This is a genomic window from Cellulosimicrobium sp. BMG9.22 (assembly GCF_059159975.1).
Genome location: NZ_JBZGBY010000016.1, coordinates 73,002 through 91,907, shown reverse-complemented (window position 1 = coordinate 91,907; position 18,906 = coordinate 73,002). Strand labels below are relative to the sequence as shown.

Sequence of the window (18,906 nt, the reverse complement as noted above, 5' to 3'; positions counted from 1 at the left end):
AGCTTCGAGGCCGTCCCGGACCACCGGGGCGGCCTTCGTCGTCCCGTCCACTACCCTCGGGCCCATGCCCGACCTGCGACCCGCCGTCGACATCCTGCCGCTCGGCTCGGCCCCGCGACCCACGACGGCCCCGGACCTCCTCGCGCGGCTGCGTCCGGCCGTGGTCGAGGCGCTCGGCCCTGATGTCGACGGCGTCGAGCGCGTGCGGCTCGACGCCGCTCTCGCCGGGCCCGACGTGACGCGGCTCGAGGTGGACCTGACCGGCGTCCGCGTGCGCGTCGCCGGCTCGCACCGGACGGGCGCGGTCGAGCAGGACCCCTCCGGGCAGCGGACCCACACCGTCGACGACGTGCGCTCACGCGAGGACGCGACGCTGCACCGGCTCCGCGTCGACGCGCACCCGCTGACGGTCGAGGACGTCCCCGTCGACGTCGTCGCCGAGGTCGAAGGGCTGCGCTTCCGCTGGGTCGAGAGCACCGACGGCTCCCTGGCCGTCGAGGCCGTAGAACCGGACGCCGTGGCGCCGCTGAGCGGTCACGTCCACGTAGCCGCGCCCCGCGACGCGGTCCTCGCCACCGCCCGCCGCCTCGCCGCGACCGAGCTCGAAGGCGTCGGGCTCAGCCTCGTCTCGCTCGACGTCGACCTCGTCTCGGACGGGCCCCGCAGCGTGTCCGTGCGTGGGTTCGCCCGGGTGCGCAAGGGCTTCCTCTCCGCGAGCGTGCGGGCGACCGCGACCGCCGAGGTGGACTCCCGGATGGTGCTCACCGTGCGCGACGTCGTGCTGTCGAGCCGCAATCCCGTCGTGGCGGCGCTCCTCCTCACCGCGCGCGGCGAGCTCGCGAAGGTCGAGGGCCGGAGCATCGACCTCGCGGCGGAGCTGCCCGACGGCGTCCGGCTCGCCGACGTCGGCGTCGAGGTCGGCGCGACGCTCGCCGTGGCGGCCCGCTTCGCCTGACGCCGGTCCCGACGACCTTGTGACTCTCCTCACGTCGACGTAGCGTCAGGAGCATGTGCCGGAACATCACCACCCTGCGCGGTCTCGAGCCTCCTGCCACCGACGAGGAGGTGGAGGCGGCCGCACGTCAGTTCGTCCGCAAGGTCACGGGGATCCAGCGCACGAGCCCCGCGACCGCGGAGCCGTTCGAGCGCGCCGTCGACGAGGTCACGGCCATCGTCGCCCGTCTTCTCGACGAGCTCCCCGAGCGACGCAACCCGCCGTCGACCGTCCCTCCGCTGCGGCGTGAGGAGGTCCGTGCGCGCATCGCGGCGCGCGAGGCCGCCGAGCGCGCGCACGAGCGTGCCCATGAGCTCGGTCTCGCCCACACGCACGACGACGAGCCGGCCGTGGAGCGCACGCCCGCCTGAACCGTGCTGCGGGCGTCTAGGCTCGGGGCCGTGGATCTCGACCTGCGACCCCTCGACGACGCTGCCCCGACCGAGCCCGTGAGCGCGGGCATGCGGCGGGCCAAGGCCGACGCACGCTCGGCGCACGTGACGATCGGACAGGTCCGGGAGGACGCCTCGGGTCGCGTCACGATCGACTGCTCGTGCGGCATGGCCCTGACGAACGGTCAGGACTGGACCGTCGACGAGCACATCCGGCTCCACCGCGCGGAGGCGCGCTATCTCGCCCTGAGCGCGGTCGCACCCGCCGGCATGCCGCGCCTCATCCCCGTCGACGCGGCGCGGCTCCCCCGCGTCGACTGAGGCTCACAGTTCGTCCGGGTCGTCCCACGAGGTGCCGGACGACGCGCCCTCGATGGGCCGCCGCTCCGTCTCCGACAGCGAGTGCGGCGCCTTGCTGGCGTCGCCGCCCGTGAGCACGTCGCCGCGCTCGTCCTCGTCACCGCGGCGCGGTGACAGTCGAGCCGAGGCGACGTCGGACTCGTTGAGGTCGTCCCTGCGGTGCGCTTCGGTGCTCATGGCACGGGTCTACCAGGTCGGGGGGCGGCACGCACGCCGCTCGGTGGTCAGCGCATCGCCGAAGGCGGTGGCGATGCGACGACGATCGATCGTGCGCGCTTGGCACACTATTACTCGGAACATGACGCGACGGTGCCCCGTCGGCGGCTCGCCGGCATCGTCACAGTCGCTCTGCGACGACACCGAGCGGGCGCGCATGAAATCCTCGGGGGCATGCAGACCTGGCCGGGCCACCCCTACCCCTTGGGGGCGACGTACGACGGGACGGGCACGAACTTCGCCCTCTTCTCGGAGGTGGCGGAGCGCGTCGAGCTCTGCCTGATCAAGGAGGACGGCACCGAGCAGCGTGTCGACGTCGAGGAGGTCGACGCGCACGTGTGGCACGTCTACCTGCCGGGGAAGGGCCCCGGGACGCGGTACGGCTACCGGGTCCACGGCCCGTACGACCCTGCGAACGGGCACCGGTGCAACCCGTCGAAGCTGCTGCTCGACCCGTACGCGAAGGCGATCGAGGGCCAGGTCGACGGCGACGAGTCGCTCTTCTCCTACCGGTTCGACCAGCCCGGCCCGGACCGCTCCGAGGACGGTTCGGACGTCGCGGACGGCGACGCGGCCGGAGACGACGCCCCGTCGTCCGCTCCCCCGCGCAACGACGACGACTCCGCCGCGCACACGATGGTCTCGGTCGTCGTCAACCCCTACTTCGACTGGGGTCACGACCGCCCGCCGAACCGGGACTACCACGACAGCGTGATCTACGAGGCGCACGTCAAGGGCATGACGATGCGCCACCCGGACGTCCCGGAGGAGCTGCGCGGCACGTACGCGGGCATGGCGCACCCGGCGGTGATCGAGCACCTCGTGACGCTCGGCGTCACGGCCGTGGAGCTCATGCCGGTCCACCAGTTCGTCAACGACCCGACGCTCGTCGACCGCGGCCTGAGCAACTACTGGGGCTACAACACCATCGGCTTCTTCGCGCCGCACAACGGCTACGCGGCGTACGGGACGCGCGGGCAGCAGGTCATGGAGTTCAAGACCATGGTCAAGGCGCTGCACGAGGCCGGCATCGAGGTCATCCTCGACGTGGTGTACAACCACACGGCCGAGGGCAACCACATGGGCCCCACGCTGTCCTTCCGTGGCATCGACAACAAGGCCTACTACCGCCTCGTCGACGGCGACGAGGCGCACTACTTCGACACGACCGGCACGGGGAACTCGCTGCTCATGCGCTCGCCGCACGTGCTGCAGCTCATCATGGACTCGCTGCGGTACTGGGTGACGGAGATGCACGTCGACGGGTTCCGCTTCGACCTCGCCGCGACGCTCGCGCGCCAGTTCCACGAGGTCGACCGCCTGTCGGCCTTCTTCGACATCGTCCAGCAGGACCCGGTGATCTCCCAGGTCAAGCTCATCGCCGAGCCGTGGGACCTCGGCGACGGCGGCTACCAGGTGGGCGGGTTCCCGCCGCTGTGGACCGAGTGGAACGGCGACTACCGCGACACGGTCCGCGACTTCTGGCGCGGCGAGGCCTCGACCCTGCCCGAGTTCGCGAGCCGGCTCACCGGCTCCTCCGACCTGTACGAGCACAGCGGCCGCAAGCCCATCGCGTCCATCAACTTCGTCACGGCCCACGACGGCTTCACGCTCAACGACCTCGTGTCGTACGACGAGAAGCACAACGACGCCAACGGCGAGGACAACCGCGACGGGGAGAACCACAACCGCTCGTGGAACTGCGGCGTGGAGGGCCCGGCCGACGACCCGGAGGTCCGTGCGCTGCGCGCGCGCCAGCGCCGCAACTTCCTCACGACGCTCCTGCTCTCCCAGGGCGTGCCGATGCTCGCGCACGGGGACGAGATCGGCCGCACCCAGGGCGGCAACAACAACGGGTACTGCCAGGACAACGAGATCACGTGGATGGACTGGGGTGGCGAGGGGGGCCTGGACGACGAGCGCGCCGCGCTGCTGGACTTCGCGCGCCGCGTCGTGTGGCTGCGCCGCGACCACCCGGTCCTGCACCGGCGGCGGTTCTTCGCGGGACGCAGCGCGGACGACAGGACGGCCGACCCCGCGCAGCTGCCCGACATCGAGTGGCTCGACATCACGGGGGCGCGCATGGACGCCCAGGACTGGGAGCACGCGTACGCGCGCTCGGTCACGGTGTTCCTCAACGGCGCGATCCCCGAGCACGACCGGCGCGGCGAGCCCATCGTGGACGACTCGTTCCTGCTGCTGCTCAACGCCCACCACGACGTGCTGGAGTTCACGGTCCCGCCGGCCGAGTACGGCGAGAGCTGGGACGTCGTGCTCGACACCGACGGGACCGTCGACGCCGGCGACGCGCTGGCCCCCGGGGACACGATCCCCGTCACGGGCCGCAGCGTCATCGTCCTGACCCGGCCGTCGGCACGATGACGGCTACCTCCCCCGGGTCTGGCCGCCCGCGCGTGCCCGTCTCGACCTACCGCCTCCAGCTCGGCCCCGACCTCACGTTCGACGACGCGGCGCGCCAGGTGCCCTACGTCGCGTCCCTCGGGGCCACGCACCTGTACCTCTCCCCCGTCCTGCAGGCGGCGCCCGGCTCGACCCACGGCTACGACGTCGTCGACCACTCCCGCATCAGCGACGTGCTCGGCGGGCGGGACGGACTCGAGCGCCTCGCCGCGAGCGCCCACGCCGCGGGGCTCGGGATCGTGCTCGACGTGGTCCCGAACCACATGGCGGTCCCGACGCCCGCGTGGCACAACCGCGCGCTGTGGTCGGTCCTCGAGGAGGGCCCGGACTCGCCCCATGCGCACTGGTTCGACGTCGACTGGTCGGCGGGCGAGGGCGCGGTGCTCATGCCCGTGCTCGGCTCGCGGCTCGGCGACGTCCTCGCGGCGGGCGAGCTCGTGCTCGACGAGTTCGAGGTCCCGGGCTCGCCCGGCGCCCGCGCCGTCCTGCGGTACTTCGACCACGTCTTCCCCGTGCGGGCCGGGACCGAGGACCTGCCGCTGGTCGAGCTCGTGGAGCGCCAGCACTACCGTCTCGCGTTCTGGCGCGTGGGCGACGAGGAGCTCAACTACCGCCGCTTCTTCGACGTGGGCACGCTCGTCGCCGTGCGCGTCGAGGACGAGAGCGTGTTCGAGGCGACGCACGCGCTCGTGCTCGACCTCGTGGCGGACGGCACGGTCGACGGCCTGCGGATCGACCACCCGGACGGTCTTGCCGACCCGGCGCAGTACCTCGAGCGGCTCGCGCGGCGCACGGGCGACGCCTGGGTCGTGGTGGAGAAGATCCTCGCGGGCGAGGAGCAGGTGCCCGCCGACTGGGCGACGGCCGGGACCACCGGGTACGACGTCGCGTGGCGGCTGCAGCAGCTCTTCGTCGACCCGGGCGGACGGGCGGGTCTCGACGCGGTGATGACCCGGCTGACGGGCGCGGTCGCGGGCGGCCTGGAGGCTGTGGTCGAGGAGGCGAAGCGCGAGGTCGTCGCCGGCCCGCTGTACGCCGAGCTGCACCGCCTGACCGACCTCGCGGCCGCCGTCTGCCACGACGACCCCCGGCTGCGCGACCACACCTGGCGCGGTCTGCACCAGTGCCTGCGCGAGCTGCTCGTGGCGTTCGACCGCTACCGCGCGTACGTCGTGCCGGGCACCCCGCCGCGCCACGAGGCCGTGCGGGCCGTCGAGGAGGCGGCCGCGGTCGCGCGGGCCCGGCTCGACCCGCAGCGCGGCGAGACGCTCGACGTCGTGGTGGACCTCGTGCTGGGGCGCGAGGTCGGGAGCGCCGGCCGGCGCCGTGAGTCGCGGCGCGACGAGCTCGTCGTGCGGTTCCAGCAGGTGTGCGGCGCGGTCATGGCGAAGGGCGTGGAGGACACGGCGTTCTACCGGTGGACCGAGCTCGTGAGCCTGTGCGAGGTCGGGGGCGAGCCGGACCGGTTCAGCCTCGGCACGCACGACTGGCACGCGTTCGCCCAGCGGTTCGCGGCGCTCACGCCGTACGGCCTGACGGCCGGCTCGACCCACGACACCAAGCGCGGCGAGGACACGCGCGCGGCGCTGGGCGTGCTGTCCGAGGACACGCGCGGCTGGTCGCGCCTCGTCGACGAGGTCCGGGCCGCGACGTCGTCGTACCGCGGCGCGCTCGTCGACGGTCTCGCGGAGAACCTCCTGTGGCAGACGGTCGCGGGGACGTGGCTCCCGGAGACGGCGGACGCCGCAGCCCCGGGCGAGGGCGCGATCGCGGCCGACCGCCTCGTCGACTACCTGCGCAAGGCGCTGCGCGAGGCGAAGGTCGGGACGTCGTGGACGAGCCCGGACGAGGCGTACGAGCGGGCGGTCGAGGACCTCGCCCGCCGGGCGCGGGCCGACGATCGCGTGCTCGCGGCCTTCGCGCGCTGGTCGAGGGAGCACCGCGACGAGCTGCGAGCGGCGAGCCTCGGGCTCAAGCTCGCGCAGCTCACCGCGCCCGGCGTCGCGGACGTCTACCAGGGCAGCGAGACCTACGCGCCGACGCTCGTCGACCCCGACAACCGGCAACCCGTGGACGCCGAGGCGCTCACCCGGGGGCTCGAACGGCTCGACGACGGCGGCCCCGCGCGTACGCTCGCCGACGAGAAGCTCCTCGTCACCTCGCGCGTGCTGCGCGTGCGACGCGCGCTGCCCGAGGCGTTCACCGGCCCGGGCGCGGGCTACGCGCCGCTCGCGACGTCGTCGCCGTGCGCCCTGGCGTTCGCCCGCACGACGGAGAGCGGTTCGGCGGACGACGGCACACCGCGCGTCGTGACGGTCGTGACGCGGCTCGCGGGGACGCTCCGCCGGCTCGGCGGCTGGCGCGACCACGTCGTGACCCTCCCCACCGCCGACCGCCCCTGGCACGACCTTCTGACGGGTCGCGAGCACCCCCCCGGCACCGTGCGACTCGCCGACCTGCTCACGGATCTCCCGGTCGCGCTCCTCGTCCTCGGCGGAACCGACGACACCGCCGCGAGCGCCGCGGCACCGGGAGGCGCGTCGTGACGTCCGTGCCGCCGCCCCGCGCGACGCCCATGCTCTCCGTGCCCGGGCCGCGCCCGATCGTCTGGGCGCCGGCCGCGCGCAGCGTCGACCTGCTGCTCCCCGAGCCCGGGTCGGGGACGTTCGACGGCGCACGCCGGCTCCCGCTGCGGCTCGTCGGCGCGCACGTGCCCGGCTGGTGGGGGTACGACCACGAGCTGCCGTGGGAGACGGACTACGGCTACGCGGTGGACGGCGGCCCGGGCCGCCCCGACCCGCGCAGCCCGTGGCAGCCGTACGGCGTGCACGGGCCGAGCCGGACGTTCGACGCGTCGTTCGCCTGGACCGACGGGGCGTGGCCGGGCAAGGACGTACGCGGCGAGGTCGTCTACGAGCTGCACGTCGGCACGTTCACGCCGCAGGGCACGCTCGACGCCGCGATCGACCGCCTCGACCACCTCGTCGCCCTCGGCGTGGGCGCGGTCGAGCTCATGCCCGTCGCGGCGTTCGGCGGGTGGTGGGGCTGGGGCTACGACGGCGTCCACCCGTACGCCGTCCACGCACCGTACGGCGGCCCCCGGGCGCTGCAGCGTTTCGTCGACGCGGCGCACGCCCGCGGGCTCGCCGTCGTGCTCGACGTCGTCTACAACCACCTCGGGCCCTCCGGGAACTACCTTCCCGAGTTCGGGCCGTACTTCACCGACGCGCACACCACGCCGTGGGGCTCGGCGATGAACCTGGACCGGTCGGGCAGCCGCGAGGTGCGCGAGTGGATCCTCGACAACGCCGAGCGCTGGTTCGTCGAGTTCCACCTCGACGCCCTGCGCCTCGACGCCGTGCACGCCCTCGTCGACGACTCGCCGACGCACGTGCTCGCCGAGCTCTCGCGCCGGGTGGAGCGCATCCGGCAGGAGCTCGGCCGCCCGCTGACCCTGATCGCCGAGTCGGACGAGAACGACCCCGCCACGGTCACGGGCGTCGAGCAGGGAGGGCGCGGGATGGGCGCCCAGTGGGCCGACGACGTCCACCACGCCCTCCATGCGCTGCTCACCGGCGAGCGCCACGGGTACTACGTGGACTTCGGCTCGGTCGCCGTGCTGCGCAAGGCGCTCACCGGGGTCTTCGTGCACGACGGCACCTACTCGACGTTCCGCGGGCGGCCGTGGGGGCACCGCCTGCCGCCCGGCACCGACGGTCATGCGTTCGTCGTGTCCGCGCAGAACCACGACCAGGTCGGCAACCGCGCCCACGGCGACCGGACGTCGTCGGCCCTGGACGGGGGCGCGCTCGCCGCTGCCGCCGCGCTCGTGCTCGTCTCCCCCTTCACCCCGATGCTGTTCATGGGCGAGGAGTGGGGCGCGTCCACGCCGTGGCAGTTCTTCACCGACCACGCCGAGCCGGAGCTCGCGGACGCGATCCGGCGCGGGCGCGCCGCCGAGTTCGCCGGGCACGGCTGGGGCGACGCCGTCCCGGTCCCCGACCCTCAGGACCCCGCGACGCGCGACGCGAGCGTCCTCGACTGGGGCGAGCGGCACCGGGGCGAGCACGCCCGGCTTCTCGCCTGGTATCGCGACCTGGTCGCCCTGCGCGCGCGTCCGGACGTGCGCTCGGGCGACCTGTCGGCGGTGCGCGTGCACGGCCCGGGCGGCGCCGACGACGACGCGTCCGCCGAGGAGGCCCGCGTCGCCGCCGCGCCGCACGACGGTCCGGCGTTCGTGGTCGACCGCCGGACGGTCGCCGTCGCCGTGAACCTCGGACGTGACCCCCGGCGGCTGCGGCTCGCCCTGGGCGGAGCCCCGCGCCTCCTCGCGGCGTGGGACCCGGCGACCCGCGTGCGCGGCCGCGTCGTCGAGCTGCCCGCGCGTGCGGTCGCCGTGCTGTCGTGGGTGTGACTACGCTCACGGGCATGTCGAAGAAGAAGCACGGCAAGGGTGGCGGCAAGGGCAGCGACAACGCGTCGGCGAAGCGTCGAGCTCCGGAGCCGGCGCCTCACCCCGAGTGGGACGTTCCCCCCAGCGAGGCGCTGCGGGCGCCCGTCGGCTTCGACCTCGCGTCGTTCGACCGGGCCTCGACCCCCGGCTTCGACGGCGACAAGGTGGCCGGCCAGGCGCTCGTCGCGCACCACGCCGACGAGCTGTCCGACCTCCAGGAGCGGCTCTTCGCGGAGGGACGGTCCGGCGGGTCGCGGTCGGTGCTCCTCGTGCTGCAGGGCATGGACACCTCCGGCAAGGGCGGGATCGTGCGGCACGTCGTCGGCCTGGTCGACCCGCAGGGCGTCGCGCACCGCTCGTTCGGCGTGCCGACGCCCGAGGAGCGCAAGCACCACTACCTGTGGCGGGTCCGCCGGGCGCTGCCCGGGCCCGGGTACATCGGCGTCTTCGACCGATCGCACTACGAGGACGTGCTGATCGCCCGGGTCGACTCGCTCGTGGCACCGGACGTGTGGGAGAAGCGGTTCGACGAGATCAACCGGTTCGAGGAGAAGGTCGTCGCGTCGGGCACGACGATCGTCAAGGTCGCGCTGCTCGTGTCCTACGAGGAGCAGCGCGCCCGCCTCATGGAGCGCCTCGAGCGCCCGGACAAGTTCTGGAAGTACAACCCGAACGACGTCGGCTCCCGGAAGAAGTGGCCCGCGTACCAGGAGGCCTACCAGGCGGTCCTCGACCGGACGAGCACCGAGATCGCGCCGTGGCACGTCGTCCCGGCCGACCGCAAGTGGTTCGCCCGCCTCGCGGTGAGCGAGCTGCTGCTCGACGCCCTGCGCGGCCTCGACCTCGGCTGGCCGCCGGCGGACTTCGACGTCAAGGTCGAGAAGAAGCGCCTCGCCGCGACATGACGATCGCGTTCCGGCCCTTCGAGCAGCGCGACCTCGCGATGCTCGCGGGGTGGCTCGCGCAGCCGCACGTCGCCCGCTGGTGGCACCACGAGACGACACCGGAGGCCGTCGAGCGCGACTTCGGTCGTTCGGTGCGCGGCGAGGAGCCGGGTGAGGACCTGGTCGTGCTCGTCGACGGCGTGCCCGTGGGGCTGCTGCAGCGCTCGTTCCTGCGCGACTACCCGGAATACCGGGACGAGCTGGTCGGCGCGGGCGTCGACGTCCCGGACGGTGCGGTGACCCTCGACTACCTCGTCGGCGACCCGGGCCGCACGGGGTACGGGCTCGGCACACGGATCATCGCGACGGCGGCGCGCGACACCTGGGCGCAGCACCCCGAGGCGACGGCGATCGTCGTGCCGGTCTCGGCGGCGAACGTCGCGTCCTGGCGCGCCCTCGAGAAAGCGGGCTTCACGCGCGTCGGCACGGCCGACCTGGAGCCGGACAACCCGGCCGACACGAGGGAGCACGTGGTCTACCGGCTCGACCGTCCGCCGAACGCACCACCGTGACCCACCGTCACGCCGCCGTGCACGACCGCGTGGTCACGAAGGGACCCGGACTGGAGAAGGACTCAGAGGCCGACGCGGAAGTTTGGCAGCTCGTGCCACGCTCTCGCCGAACGGCGAGAGAGACTGCCCATGCGCTCGGACACACTCGCCCGTGGCTACCGCGCTGATCTCTGCCTCGCTGCGACTCGCCACTGGCCAGCGAGCGGGCCCGACAGTGGTCAGGCAGGAACCGCGGCAACGGCCTCGATCTCGACCAGCTGATCCTCATAGCCCAGCACCGTCACACCCATCAGGGTGCTGGGCACGTCATGATCCCCAAACGCGTCCCGCACGACCTCCCACACCACACCGAGATCCGACCGCTGGGACGACGCCACCAGCACCCGGGTGTTCACCACATCTTCTAGCGTTGCGCCCACTGCCCGGAGCGCCTCGCTCAGAGTCTCGACGCATCTCGCAGCCTGGCCCACGTAGTCACCCACGGCTGCCGTGGTCCCGTCCCTCTCGAGAGGGCACGCCCCGGCGAGGAAGACCAGGCGCACAGCGCTGTCCACGACCGACGCGTATGCATAGGGTGCGTCGCTCAGTTCAGCAGATCGAATGAGACGGATTGCAGGATTCACCTGGCGATCCTCTCACCCGCGTTGAGCGACACGCCCTGGCGCGAAGAGCGAGAGGCACGGTGAGCGACGGTCAGGCGGCGCGCACGAGTCGGCGCCCGTCCTCCGCGAGCGCCCCGAGGCGCGACAGCGCGCGGAAGTACTTCTTGCGGTACCCGCCGCGCAGCATCTCCTCGGAGAAGAGACCCTTCTCCCCCGCCCCGGCGAGCAGCACCGGCACGTCGCGGTCGTAGAGCCGGTCGACGAGCACGACGAGCCGCAGCGCGGCGGACTGCTCCGTGACGGGGTGCACACCCGTGAGCGCGACGACCTCGACGCCGTCGAGGAGCGCGCGGTAGCGGCTCGGGTGCACGTGCACGAGGTGGGCGAGCAGGTCGTCGAACCCGTCGAGCGTCGACCCCGCGTTCGCGGCGGCGACCCGCCGGACGACGTCCTCGGGCAGCGGCTCGGAGTCCGTGACGACGGCGCGGTGGCGGTAGTCCTCGCCGTCGACGCGCAACACCTCGAAGCGGGCCGCGAGCGCTTGGATCTCGCGCAGGAAGTCCTCGGCGGCGAAGCGGCCCTCGCCGAGCGCCTCGGGCAGGGTGTTCGACGTCGCGGCGAGCGCGACGCCGCGGTCGGCGAGCTCGCGCAGCAGGCGGGACATGAGGACGGTGTCGCCCGGGTCGTCGAGCTCGAACTCGTCGATGCACACGAGCTTCTTCGTCGCGAGCGCGTCGACCGTCGCCTGGAAGCCGAGCGCACCGACGAGGTTCGTGTACTCGACGAACGTCCCGTACGCGCTGACGTCGAGCCCGACGGCGTGCGCGAGCGACGTCAGCAGGTGCGTCTTGCCGACGCCGAACCCGCCGTCCATGTACACCGCGGGAGCCGGCTGCTTCCGGCTGCCGAACAGCCCCTTGCGCGCCGGCTTCACGACGGCGGCCGCGACCTCCTCGAGTCGCTCGACCGTGCGCGCCTGGCTGGGATAGGCCGGGTTCGCGCGGTAGGTCGAGAAGCGCGCGTCGGCGAAATGGCGCGGGGGCAGCAGGTCGGCGAGGAGCCGCGCGGGCGCCACCGCGGGGCGGACGTCGGCGAGGGCACGGACGCCGGTCGCTGGTGCTGCAGTCACGAGGATCCAGCCTACGCCGGTGGCTAACCTGGTCGCTGTGACCTCTGCCACGACGCCCTCCGCCGCCCCGGCCGGACGCACGGACCTGCCTCCGCTCGACGTCCTGCTCCCGACGGCCGAGCACCTGCCGCCCGACCCGGTCGAGGAGCGGCTCGCGGCGCTCTACGCCTACGGGTCGTCGGCGCGCGGCGCGTCGGTGGTACGCGCCAACATGGTCACGAGCGTCGACGGCGCCGCGTGGGGCCCGAACCACCGGTCGGGCTCGATCAACGACGCCGCCGACTGGCGGGTCTTCCGCGTGCTCCGCGCGCTCGCCGATGTCGTGCTGGTCGGTGCGGGCACCGCGCGGGCCGAGGGTTACACCGCGCTCGACCGGCCGCGCGGCCTCGAGCACCTGCACGCCGCGCCCCTCGAGCTCGCGCTCGTCACGCGCACGGGCCGGGTCCCCGAGGCGCTCGCCCGTGGTGAACGGCCGCCGTACGTGCTCACCGGTCTGGCGGGCGCCGATGCCGCCCGGGGCGACGTGCCCGCGGACCGGGTGCTCGTCGTCGGACGGGGACCGGACGACGGCGGGAGCGAGGTCGACCTCGCTGCCGGGCTCGCGGCCCTGGCCGAGCGCGGCCTGACGCGGGTGCTCACCGAGGGCGGCCCGACGCTGCTCGGCGACCTCCTCGCCGCGGACCTCGTCGACGAGCTGTGCGTGACGACGACGGCGAGCGTCGTCGGGCGCGGGCCCGGCCGGATCGTGGCGGGTGCGACGCCGTCGGGCGTCGCCGCCAGGCCGCCGCGACTCGCCCACCTGCTGCACAGCCCGACCGACCGCCCCGGCTCGCCCGCCGGTACGACCGTCGCGCGCTGGCTCCTGCGGATAGGCTGACCTGCGTGACCGACACGATCCTCGTCCTGACCGAAGACACGCTGAACCCGGCCGACGTCCAGCACATCCTGTCGCTGCACCAGGACGAGACGCTGGCGTACCGCGTGCTCGTGCCGGCGGACACGGAGCGCAACCTCGTCTCCGCGATCATCGACCACCTCAGCGTGGGCGAGCTCAAGGAGGCATGGGACGAGGTGATCGGGCGCGAGCCGACCCCGACCCAGGCGACCGCGACGGCCGCGCAGCAGCTCGAGCGGTCCGTGGCGGAGCTGCGCGACGCCGGCCGCGAGGCGGACGGGTCCGTCATCGACGACGACCCGCTGCCCGCGCTGCGCAAGGCCGTCGCGAGGGGACTCGTGCGGGAGGTCGTGGTCGTCACCTACCCGCACGCGGTCGAGGACACGTTCCACACCGACTGGGCCTCGCGGGCCCGCGACGAGCTCCACGTCCCTGTGCTGCACCTCTACTCCGGGACGAGCGAGCTCGGCTGATCCGCTCACGCGGCGTCTCACGGCCGAGGTAGGGGCCCGGGCCGCCGAGGGAGAAGCGTGATCACACCTCGCGGACGCGGTGCCCGGCGCGCCGGATCGTCGCGCGCGCAAGCTGGTCGGTCGAGTCGAGGTAGAGCGGGTCGGCGAGCAGGTCGTGATCGACCGCGACCACCGACAGCTCGGTGCACCCGAGCACGATCACCTGCGCCCCCCGGTCCACCAGGCGCCCGGCAACCGCACGGAAGGTGTCGAGGTCCACGGGACGACCCGCCTTGACCTGCTCGTAGATGATCTGCGAGACGAGCGCCTGGTCCGCGTCGTCCGGCACGAGGGTCTCGACGCCGTGCTGCGCGAACGCGTCCTGGTACACACCGGACGCGGCCGTGCCGGCTGTCGCGAGCAGACCCACCGCGGCGAGGCCCGGGACGCGCTCGCGCGCCGCGTCGACGGTCGTCGCGATGATCGAGACGAAGGGCACCGTCACCGCGTCGAGCACCTGCTGCGTGAAGTAGTGCGCGGTGTTGCACGGCATGACGAGGAACTCCGCGCCGAACGCCTCGAGGCGGCGTGCGTCGTGCGCGAGGACCGGCCCCGGGTCGGCGTCGGACCGGCCGAGGATGAAGTCCGTCCGGTCCGGGATCGTCGCGTGGTTGAGCACGACGAGATCCACGTGGTCCTGGTCCTTCTCCGCCTCCGTGAGCGCGACGACGAGCTGCAGGAAGTACGCGGTCGCGAGCGGTCCGACACCCCCGAGCACTCCGACGAGGGGCTGGGCGTGGTCCTGGTCCGGTCGCGGCGTCACCCGTGGATCCTACGGCGGGTAGGGTGCGCGGATGAGCGTGCGCCACGTCCTGTTCGACGCCGACGGCGTGCTCCAGCACGTCCCTGACGGCTGGTATGCCGTCGTCGAGGGCTACCTCGGGGACCGGACGCGCGAGTTCCTCCTCGAGACCTGGAGCGAGGAGCTGCCGATGCTCGTCGGCGACGGCGACTACCTGCCGGTGCTGGCCGCCGGCCTGCGGCGGTACGGCGTCACCGTCCCTGCGGAGGACGTGTACCGCGCCGTGTGGTTCGACGCCCTCGAGGTCGTCGAGGAGTCCTTCGCGCTCGTGCGCGCGCTGCGGGCCGGCGGCTACGGCGTGCACCTCGGCACCAACCAGGAGAGCCGGCGCGTGCCGTTCATGCGGACCACCCTCGGGTACGACGACGAGTTCGACACGAGCTGGTACTCCTGCGAGCTCGGGGTCGCCAAGCCCGACCCCCGCTTCTTCCTCGCCGCAGCCGACGGGATCGGCGTCGACCCGTCGTCGGTGCTGTTCGTCGACGACACCGAGCGGAACGTCGACGGCGCGCGCGCCGCAGGCATGCCGGCCGTGCACTGGGACGTCTCCCGCGGCCACGACGAGCTCGTCCGGCTCCTCGCCGCGCACGGCGTCGGCGCCACGGCGCCGACCGCCACCTGAGCCCGGTCGGGACGTCGCCCTCGTAGGATGGCGGACGGCCTACGGACCCTGAAGAACGGACGACCTCCCCCGATGACGTACGGCAACGCCGAGTTCCTCCCCATCGTCCTGGGGACCAACCTCAACACCTACAACATCGCGAGGTCGCTCCACGAGGCGTACGGCATCCGGACGCTGGCCCTCGGCCGCTACCCGCTGCGCGAGACGGCGGACTCCCGCATCGTCGACGTACGCACCTACCGCGACTTCGACGACCCCGAGCGCATCGTCGCGATCCTGCGCGAGCTCGCCGCCGAGTTCCCGGGCCGCAAGCGCCTGCTCATCGCCAACATCGAGTTCTACACCAACGTCGTGATCGCCCACCGGGCCGAGCTCGAGGACCTCTACGTCATCCCGTTGGTCGGGGCCGAGCTCGCCGCGCGGCTCATGAACAAGACCGACTTCTCCCGCACGTGCGCCGAGCTGGGGGTGCCGCACCCGGAGACCGTGATCGCGTCGGCGGCCGACGTCGACGCGCCCGGCTTCGGCGAGGGTCTGCCCTTCCCCTACCCCCTGATCCTCAAGCCGTCCGACACGGACACCTACCCGCGTCTGCGGTTCGAGGGCAAGAAGAAGGTCTACCTCGTCCAGGACGCGTCGGAGCTGCGCGAGGTCGCCCGCCGCATCTACGCGGCCGGCTACACCGACGACCTGATCGTCCAGGAGTACCTCGCCGGCGACGAGTCGGTCATGCGCGTGGTCAACACCTACTCGGACCGGCACGGTCGCCTGCGCTTCCTCTCGGCCGCCCAGATCGTGCTCGGCGAGTACGACCCGAAGCTCGTCGGCAACTACAACGCCGTCGTGACGATGAAGGACGACAGGCTCACCGAGTCGGTCCGGCACCTGCTCGACAGCCTCGGCTACGTGGGCGCGGCGAACCTCGACGTCATGTACGACCGCCGCACCGGCACGAGCAAGATCCTCGAGGTCAACCTCCGCCAGGGTGCGGCGAGCTTCTACACGATGGCCGCCGGCGGCAACCTCGCGCGCTGCTACGTCGAGGACCTCATCCACGGGCGCGAGCTGCCCGAGCAGGTCACGTCCGACGCGCGGCTGTGGGTCAACGTGCCCTACCCGGTCGTCCGGGCGCTCGTGCCGGTGTCGCTGCGCCACCGCGTCAAGAAGGCGCGCAAGCACGGGGTGTGGCACACGCTGCGCTACGCGCCGGACAGGAGCCTGCGACGCCGGGTCGACGTGTGGCGCGTCGACCTGCGCCACACGCTCGACTACGTGAAGTTCGCCCGGTCCCGCCCGTCGGCCTGACGCCCGGCGGCCCGACGCGAGGCGTTCAGACGCCGAGCGACGAGCGCACGGCGTCGACGATGCGGCGCGCCGTGGTGACGCCGACGGTCGTCGGCAGGTTCACGACGCGCGCCACGAGGTCCTCGGTCGTCGCGAGCGACGGGTCCCCGGGCGTGTAGCCGTAGACGGCCGGGTCGTCCGGCCCGGGGAACAGCGCGGGCCGGTACCACTTCCCGACGTAGAAGCCGGCCGCGGTCAGGTCGGCGAGGAGCCGGTCGGCGGTCGCGGCGTCGGGCGCGAAGAACGGGAACCGCACGAGCGGCGCCCGCTCGCCGATACCGGCCGGGACCTCGACGACGTCGGACAGCCCGCGCACGTACTCGGCGACGGTGTCCGCCCGGCGCGCCTCGACGTCGCCGCTCGACCGCAGCGCGTCGACCATCTGCCCGACGACCCACGACGACGGCCGCTGCGGCGGGTGCGCGAGCCCGCCCCGGTTCTCCACGGGAGCGATCGCCGGCTCGTACGCTCCGACGGCGGTGAGCGCACCGCGCACCTTCCCCGCCGCCGCGCCGGGGAGCCGGTTGAGCACGCGCACCTGCGTGCGGAAGCTGCGCGCGGCGAGGTCGAGGCGCAGCCCGACGGCGGGCAGCGCGTCGAGCGCGGAGACGACCGCCGACCGCAGGGCCGGGTCGAGCGACGGGCTCACCCACACCGCCCCGCCGAACCGCGTGGGCAGCATCTTCTCGACGCCGAACGAGTGGAACGACACGTCCGCGACCGGCGTCCCGTCCACGTCCCGGGCCAGGCGCGTCACGCAGTGCGCGCTGTCCTCGACGAGGAGCGCCCCGACCGAGCGCGCGGCGTCGCGCAGGCGGCGGCCGGTCGCGTCGTCGACGATCCCGAACGTGTTCTGCAGCACGACGGCACGCGTGGCGGGGCCGACGGCGAGCCGGTCGGGGTCGATCGCGACCGTCGCCGGGGACACCTCGGCGTAGACGGGCCGCAGCCCGGCGACGAGGACCGGGTCGACCGCCGTCGAGCACGTGAACACCTGCGTGACGACGTCGCCCACGCCGCGCACCTGGGCCAGCGCCCGGAACACGACCTCCATGCCGTACCGGGCCTTGAACACGAGGAACCAGTCGGCGGGGTCGGTGCCCGTCCGGTCGGCGAGCATCCTCGTCGCGGTCGCGTCCTGCGGGTGGCGGCTCATCGTTCTCCGTGTCGTCGTGGATCATCGTCGTCGTCCGGCGAATGCCGACGGCGGCCGTCACGCCGGAGCGTCACGGCCGCCGTCGGGCGGTGTGGGTGTCAGGCGTCGGACTCGGTTCGGTCGCCCGACCACTCCGTGTGGAACGTGCCCGGCTTGTCGACGCGCCGGTACGTGTGGGCGCCGAAGAAGTCGCGCTGCGCCTGGATGAGCGCGGCGGGCAGGCGCTCTGCCCGGACTCCGTCGTAGTACGCGAGCGACGAGGAGAACGCCGGCGTCGGCACGCCGTTCTGCGCCGCCCCCGCGACGACCCGGCGCCACGCGGCGAGACCGTTGCCGACCGCGCCGGTGAAGTACTCGTCGGCGAGGAGCAGGGGGAGCTGCTCGTCGCGCTCGTACGCCTCGGTGATGCGGTTGAGGAACCGCGCGCGGATGATGCAGCCGCCGCGCCAGATGCGCGCCATCGCCCCGCGGTCGATGTCCCAGCCGAACTCTACGGACGCGGCCGCGATCTGGTCGAAGCCCTGCGAGTAGGCGACGACCTTCGACGCGTAGAGCGCCAGGCGCACGTCCTCGACGAACGCCTCCCGGTCCTTGACGTCCCAGTCCTGCGTGTCCGCGGGCAGGGCCGCGCGGCCGGCCTCGCGCTGCGGGACCGAGCCGGACAGCGCGCGGGCGAACGTCGCCTCGGCGATGCCGGTGATCGGCACCCCGAGATCGAGGCCGTTCTGCACGGTCCAGCGGCCGGTGCCCTTCTGCTCGGCCTGGTCGAGCACGACGTCGACGAACGCCGAGCCGGTCTCCGCGTCCACGTGCTGGAGCACGTCCGCGGTGATCTCGATGAGGAACGACTCGAGGTCGCCCGTGTTCCAGTCCTCGAAGATCTTCCCGATCTCCGCCGCCGAGGCACCGAGGCCCTGCTTGAGCAGGTCGTACGCCTCGGCGATGAGCTGCATGTCGGCGTACTCGATGCCGTTGTGGACCATCTTGACGAAGTGCCCGGCGCCGTCGGGGCCGACGTAGGTGCAGCACGGCGTGCCGTCGACCTTCGCCGAGATGTCCTCGAGGATCGGGCCGAGGCTCGCGTACGACTCACGCGTGCCGCCCGGCATGATGGACGGGCCGTTGAGCGCGCCCTCCTCGCCGCCGGACACGCCGGTACCGACGAAGTGCAGGCCCTTCGCCGCGAGCGCCTTCTCGCGCCGGATCGTGTCCGGGAAGTGCGCGTTGCCCGCGTCGACGACGATGTCGCCCTCCTCGAGCAGCGGCACGAGCTCGTCGATGACGGCGTCCGTCGCGGCGCCCGCCTTGACCATGATGACGACCTTGCGAGGCCGCTCGAGCGACGCCACGAAGTCCGCCATCGACTCGGACGGGACGAAGTCGCCCTCGCTCCCGGCCTCGGCGACGAGCGACTCGGTCTTGGCGTACGAGCGGTTGTGCACCGCGACCGTGTAGCCGTGACGGGCGAAGTTGCGGGCCAGGTTGCGACCCATGACCGCGAGTCCGGTCACACCGATCTGTGCACGTGCTGACATCTGCTTCCCTGCTCCTC

Annotated in this window: 18 protein-coding genes; 12 read left to right on the top strand and 6 right to left on the bottom strand. The window is 73.2% G+C overall.

The genetic code is table 11. The annotated features are described in order from the left end of the window. Positions 1-64: 64 nt before the first annotated feature. The 3 genes from AC4H2H_RS12385 to AC4H2H_RS12375 are packed head-to-tail and all read left to right on the top strand — an operon-like array spanning position 65 to position 1,707. Positions 65-955: a hypothetical protein gene (locus AC4H2H_RS12385; protein WP_494371107.1), complete on the top strand. Its 891-nt coding sequence runs from the start codon at positions 65-67 to the stop codon at positions 953-955. Between the two features lie 53 nt (positions 956-1,008). Continuing rightward, positions 1,009-1,365 (top strand): DUF2277 domain-containing protein, encoded by a 357-nt coding sequence (locus AC4H2H_RS12380; protein WP_494371106.1) that lies wholly within the window; start codon positions 1,009-1,011, stop codon positions 1,363-1,365. 30 nt (positions 1,366-1,395) lie between these two features. Then, entirely contained in the window at positions 1,396-1,707 is a 312-nt protein-coding gene (locus tag AC4H2H_RS12375) for a hypothetical protein (RefSeq protein WP_494371105.1), read from the top strand. 3 nt (positions 1,708-1,710) lie between these two features. On the opposite strand, the gene AC4H2H_RS12370 is transcribed toward AC4H2H_RS12375, so the two are convergent. Further along, the gene (locus tag AC4H2H_RS12370) at positions 1,711-1,923 is read right to left on the bottom strand and encodes a hypothetical protein (protein WP_494371104.1); all 213 of its coding nucleotides are present in this window, start codon (positions 1,921-1,923) and stop codon (positions 1,711-1,713) included. 213 nt (positions 1,924-2,136) lie between these two features. Here AC4H2H_RS12370 and glgX point away from each other — a divergent pair, with 213 nt between their 5' ends. The 5 genes from glgX to AC4H2H_RS12345 are packed head-to-tail and all read left to right on the top strand — an operon-like array spanning position 2,137 to position 10,292. Next, a complete protein-coding gene (glgX, locus tag AC4H2H_RS12365; protein WP_494371103.1) occupies positions 2,137-4,344 on the top strand; it encodes a glycogen debranching protein GlgX in 2,208 nt (735 codons plus the stop codon). Next, complete coding sequence (treY, locus tag AC4H2H_RS12360) at positions 4,341-6,929, top strand: malto-oligosyltrehalose synthase (RefSeq protein WP_494371102.1); 2,589 nt, start codon at positions 4,341-4,343, stop codon at positions 6,927-6,929. Before glgX ends, treY begins: the two co-directional genes overlap by 4 nt. Positions 6,930-6,958: 29 nt before the next feature. After that, positions 6,959-8,797 (top strand): malto-oligosyltrehalose trehalohydrolase, encoded by a 1,839-nt coding sequence (gene treZ, locus AC4H2H_RS12355; protein WP_494371114.1) that lies wholly within the window; start codon positions 6,959-6,961, stop codon positions 8,795-8,797. Positions 8,798-8,811: 14 nt separating this feature from the next. Then, positions 8,812-9,741 (top strand): PPK2 family polyphosphate kinase, encoded by a 930-nt coding sequence (locus tag AC4H2H_RS12350; RefSeq protein ID WP_494371101.1) that lies wholly within the window; start codon positions 8,812-8,814, stop codon positions 9,739-9,741. Continuing rightward, on the top strand, positions 9,738-10,292 hold the full coding sequence (locus AC4H2H_RS12345) for a GNAT family N-acetyltransferase (protein ID WP_494371100.1): 555 nt from the start codon (positions 9,738-9,740) through the stop codon (positions 10,290-10,292). The genes AC4H2H_RS12350 and AC4H2H_RS12345 overlap by 4 nt, the downstream gene beginning before the upstream one ends. 218 nt (positions 10,293-10,510) lie before the next feature. Here AC4H2H_RS12345 and AC4H2H_RS12340 read toward each other — a convergent pair whose 3' ends face one another. Together AC4H2H_RS12340 and zapE are read right to left on the bottom strand one after the other, a co-directional pair. Beyond that, positions 10,511-10,915, bottom strand: a complete 405-nt coding sequence (locus AC4H2H_RS12340) for a RidA family protein (RefSeq protein WP_494371099.1) — start codon at positions 10,913-10,915, stop codon at positions 10,511-10,513. 70 nt (positions 10,916-10,985) lie between these two features. Continuing rightward, on the bottom strand, positions 10,986-12,023 hold the full coding sequence (gene zapE / locus AC4H2H_RS12335; protein WP_494371098.1) for a cell division protein ZapE: 1,038 nt from the start codon (positions 12,021-12,023) through the stop codon (positions 10,986-10,988). A 37-nt stretch (positions 12,024-12,060) separates the two neighbouring features. Here zapE and AC4H2H_RS12330 point away from each other — a divergent pair, with 37 nt between their 5' ends. Together AC4H2H_RS12330 and AC4H2H_RS12325 are read left to right on the top strand one after the other, a co-directional pair. After that, the gene (locus AC4H2H_RS12330; protein WP_494371097.1) at positions 12,061-12,900 is read left to right on the top strand and encodes a dihydrofolate reductase family protein; all 840 of its coding nucleotides are present in this window, start codon (positions 12,061-12,063) and stop codon (positions 12,898-12,900) included. Between the two features lie 5 nt (positions 12,901-12,905). Then, positions 12,906-13,391, top strand: a complete 486-nt coding sequence (locus AC4H2H_RS12325) for a hypothetical protein (protein ID WP_494371096.1) — start codon at positions 12,906-12,908, stop codon at positions 13,389-13,391. Positions 13,392-13,452: 61 nt separating this feature from the next. Here the strand turns inward: AC4H2H_RS12325 and cuyB are convergent, their stop codons facing one another. Continuing rightward, a complete protein-coding gene (gene cuyB, locus AC4H2H_RS12320; RefSeq protein ID WP_494371095.1) occupies positions 13,453-14,193 on the bottom strand; it encodes a cysteate racemase in 741 nt (246 codons plus the stop codon). A 31-nt stretch (positions 14,194-14,224) separates the two neighbouring features. Here cuyB and AC4H2H_RS12315 point away from each other — a divergent pair, with 31 nt between their 5' ends. Both AC4H2H_RS12315 and AC4H2H_RS12310 read left to right on the top strand, forming a co-directional pair. Further along, positions 14,225-14,854 (top strand): HAD family hydrolase, encoded by a 630-nt coding sequence (locus tag AC4H2H_RS12315; RefSeq protein ID WP_494371094.1) that lies wholly within the window; start codon positions 14,225-14,227, stop codon positions 14,852-14,854. A 72-nt stretch (positions 14,855-14,926) separates the two neighbouring features. Next, positions 14,927-16,159: a carboxylate--amine ligase gene (locus AC4H2H_RS12310; protein WP_494371093.1), complete on the top strand. Its 1,233-nt coding sequence runs from the start codon at positions 14,927-14,929 to the stop codon at positions 16,157-16,159. Positions 16,160-16,184: 25 nt separating this feature from the next. On the opposite strand, the gene AC4H2H_RS12305 is transcribed toward AC4H2H_RS12310, so the two are convergent. Continuing rightward, positions 16,185-17,354, bottom strand: coding sequence for a DegT/DnrJ/EryC1/StrS family aminotransferase (locus AC4H2H_RS12305; protein WP_494371092.1), 1,170 nt, complete (start codon positions 17,352-17,354; stop codon positions 16,185-16,187). A 98-nt stretch (positions 17,355-17,452) separates the two neighbouring features. Beyond that, positions 17,453-18,889: an NADP-dependent phosphogluconate dehydrogenase gene (gene gnd, locus AC4H2H_RS12300; protein ID WP_494371091.1), complete on the bottom strand. Its 1,437-nt coding sequence runs from the start codon at positions 18,887-18,889 to the stop codon at positions 17,453-17,455. Between the last annotated feature and the right edge of the window lie 17 nt (positions 18,890-18,906).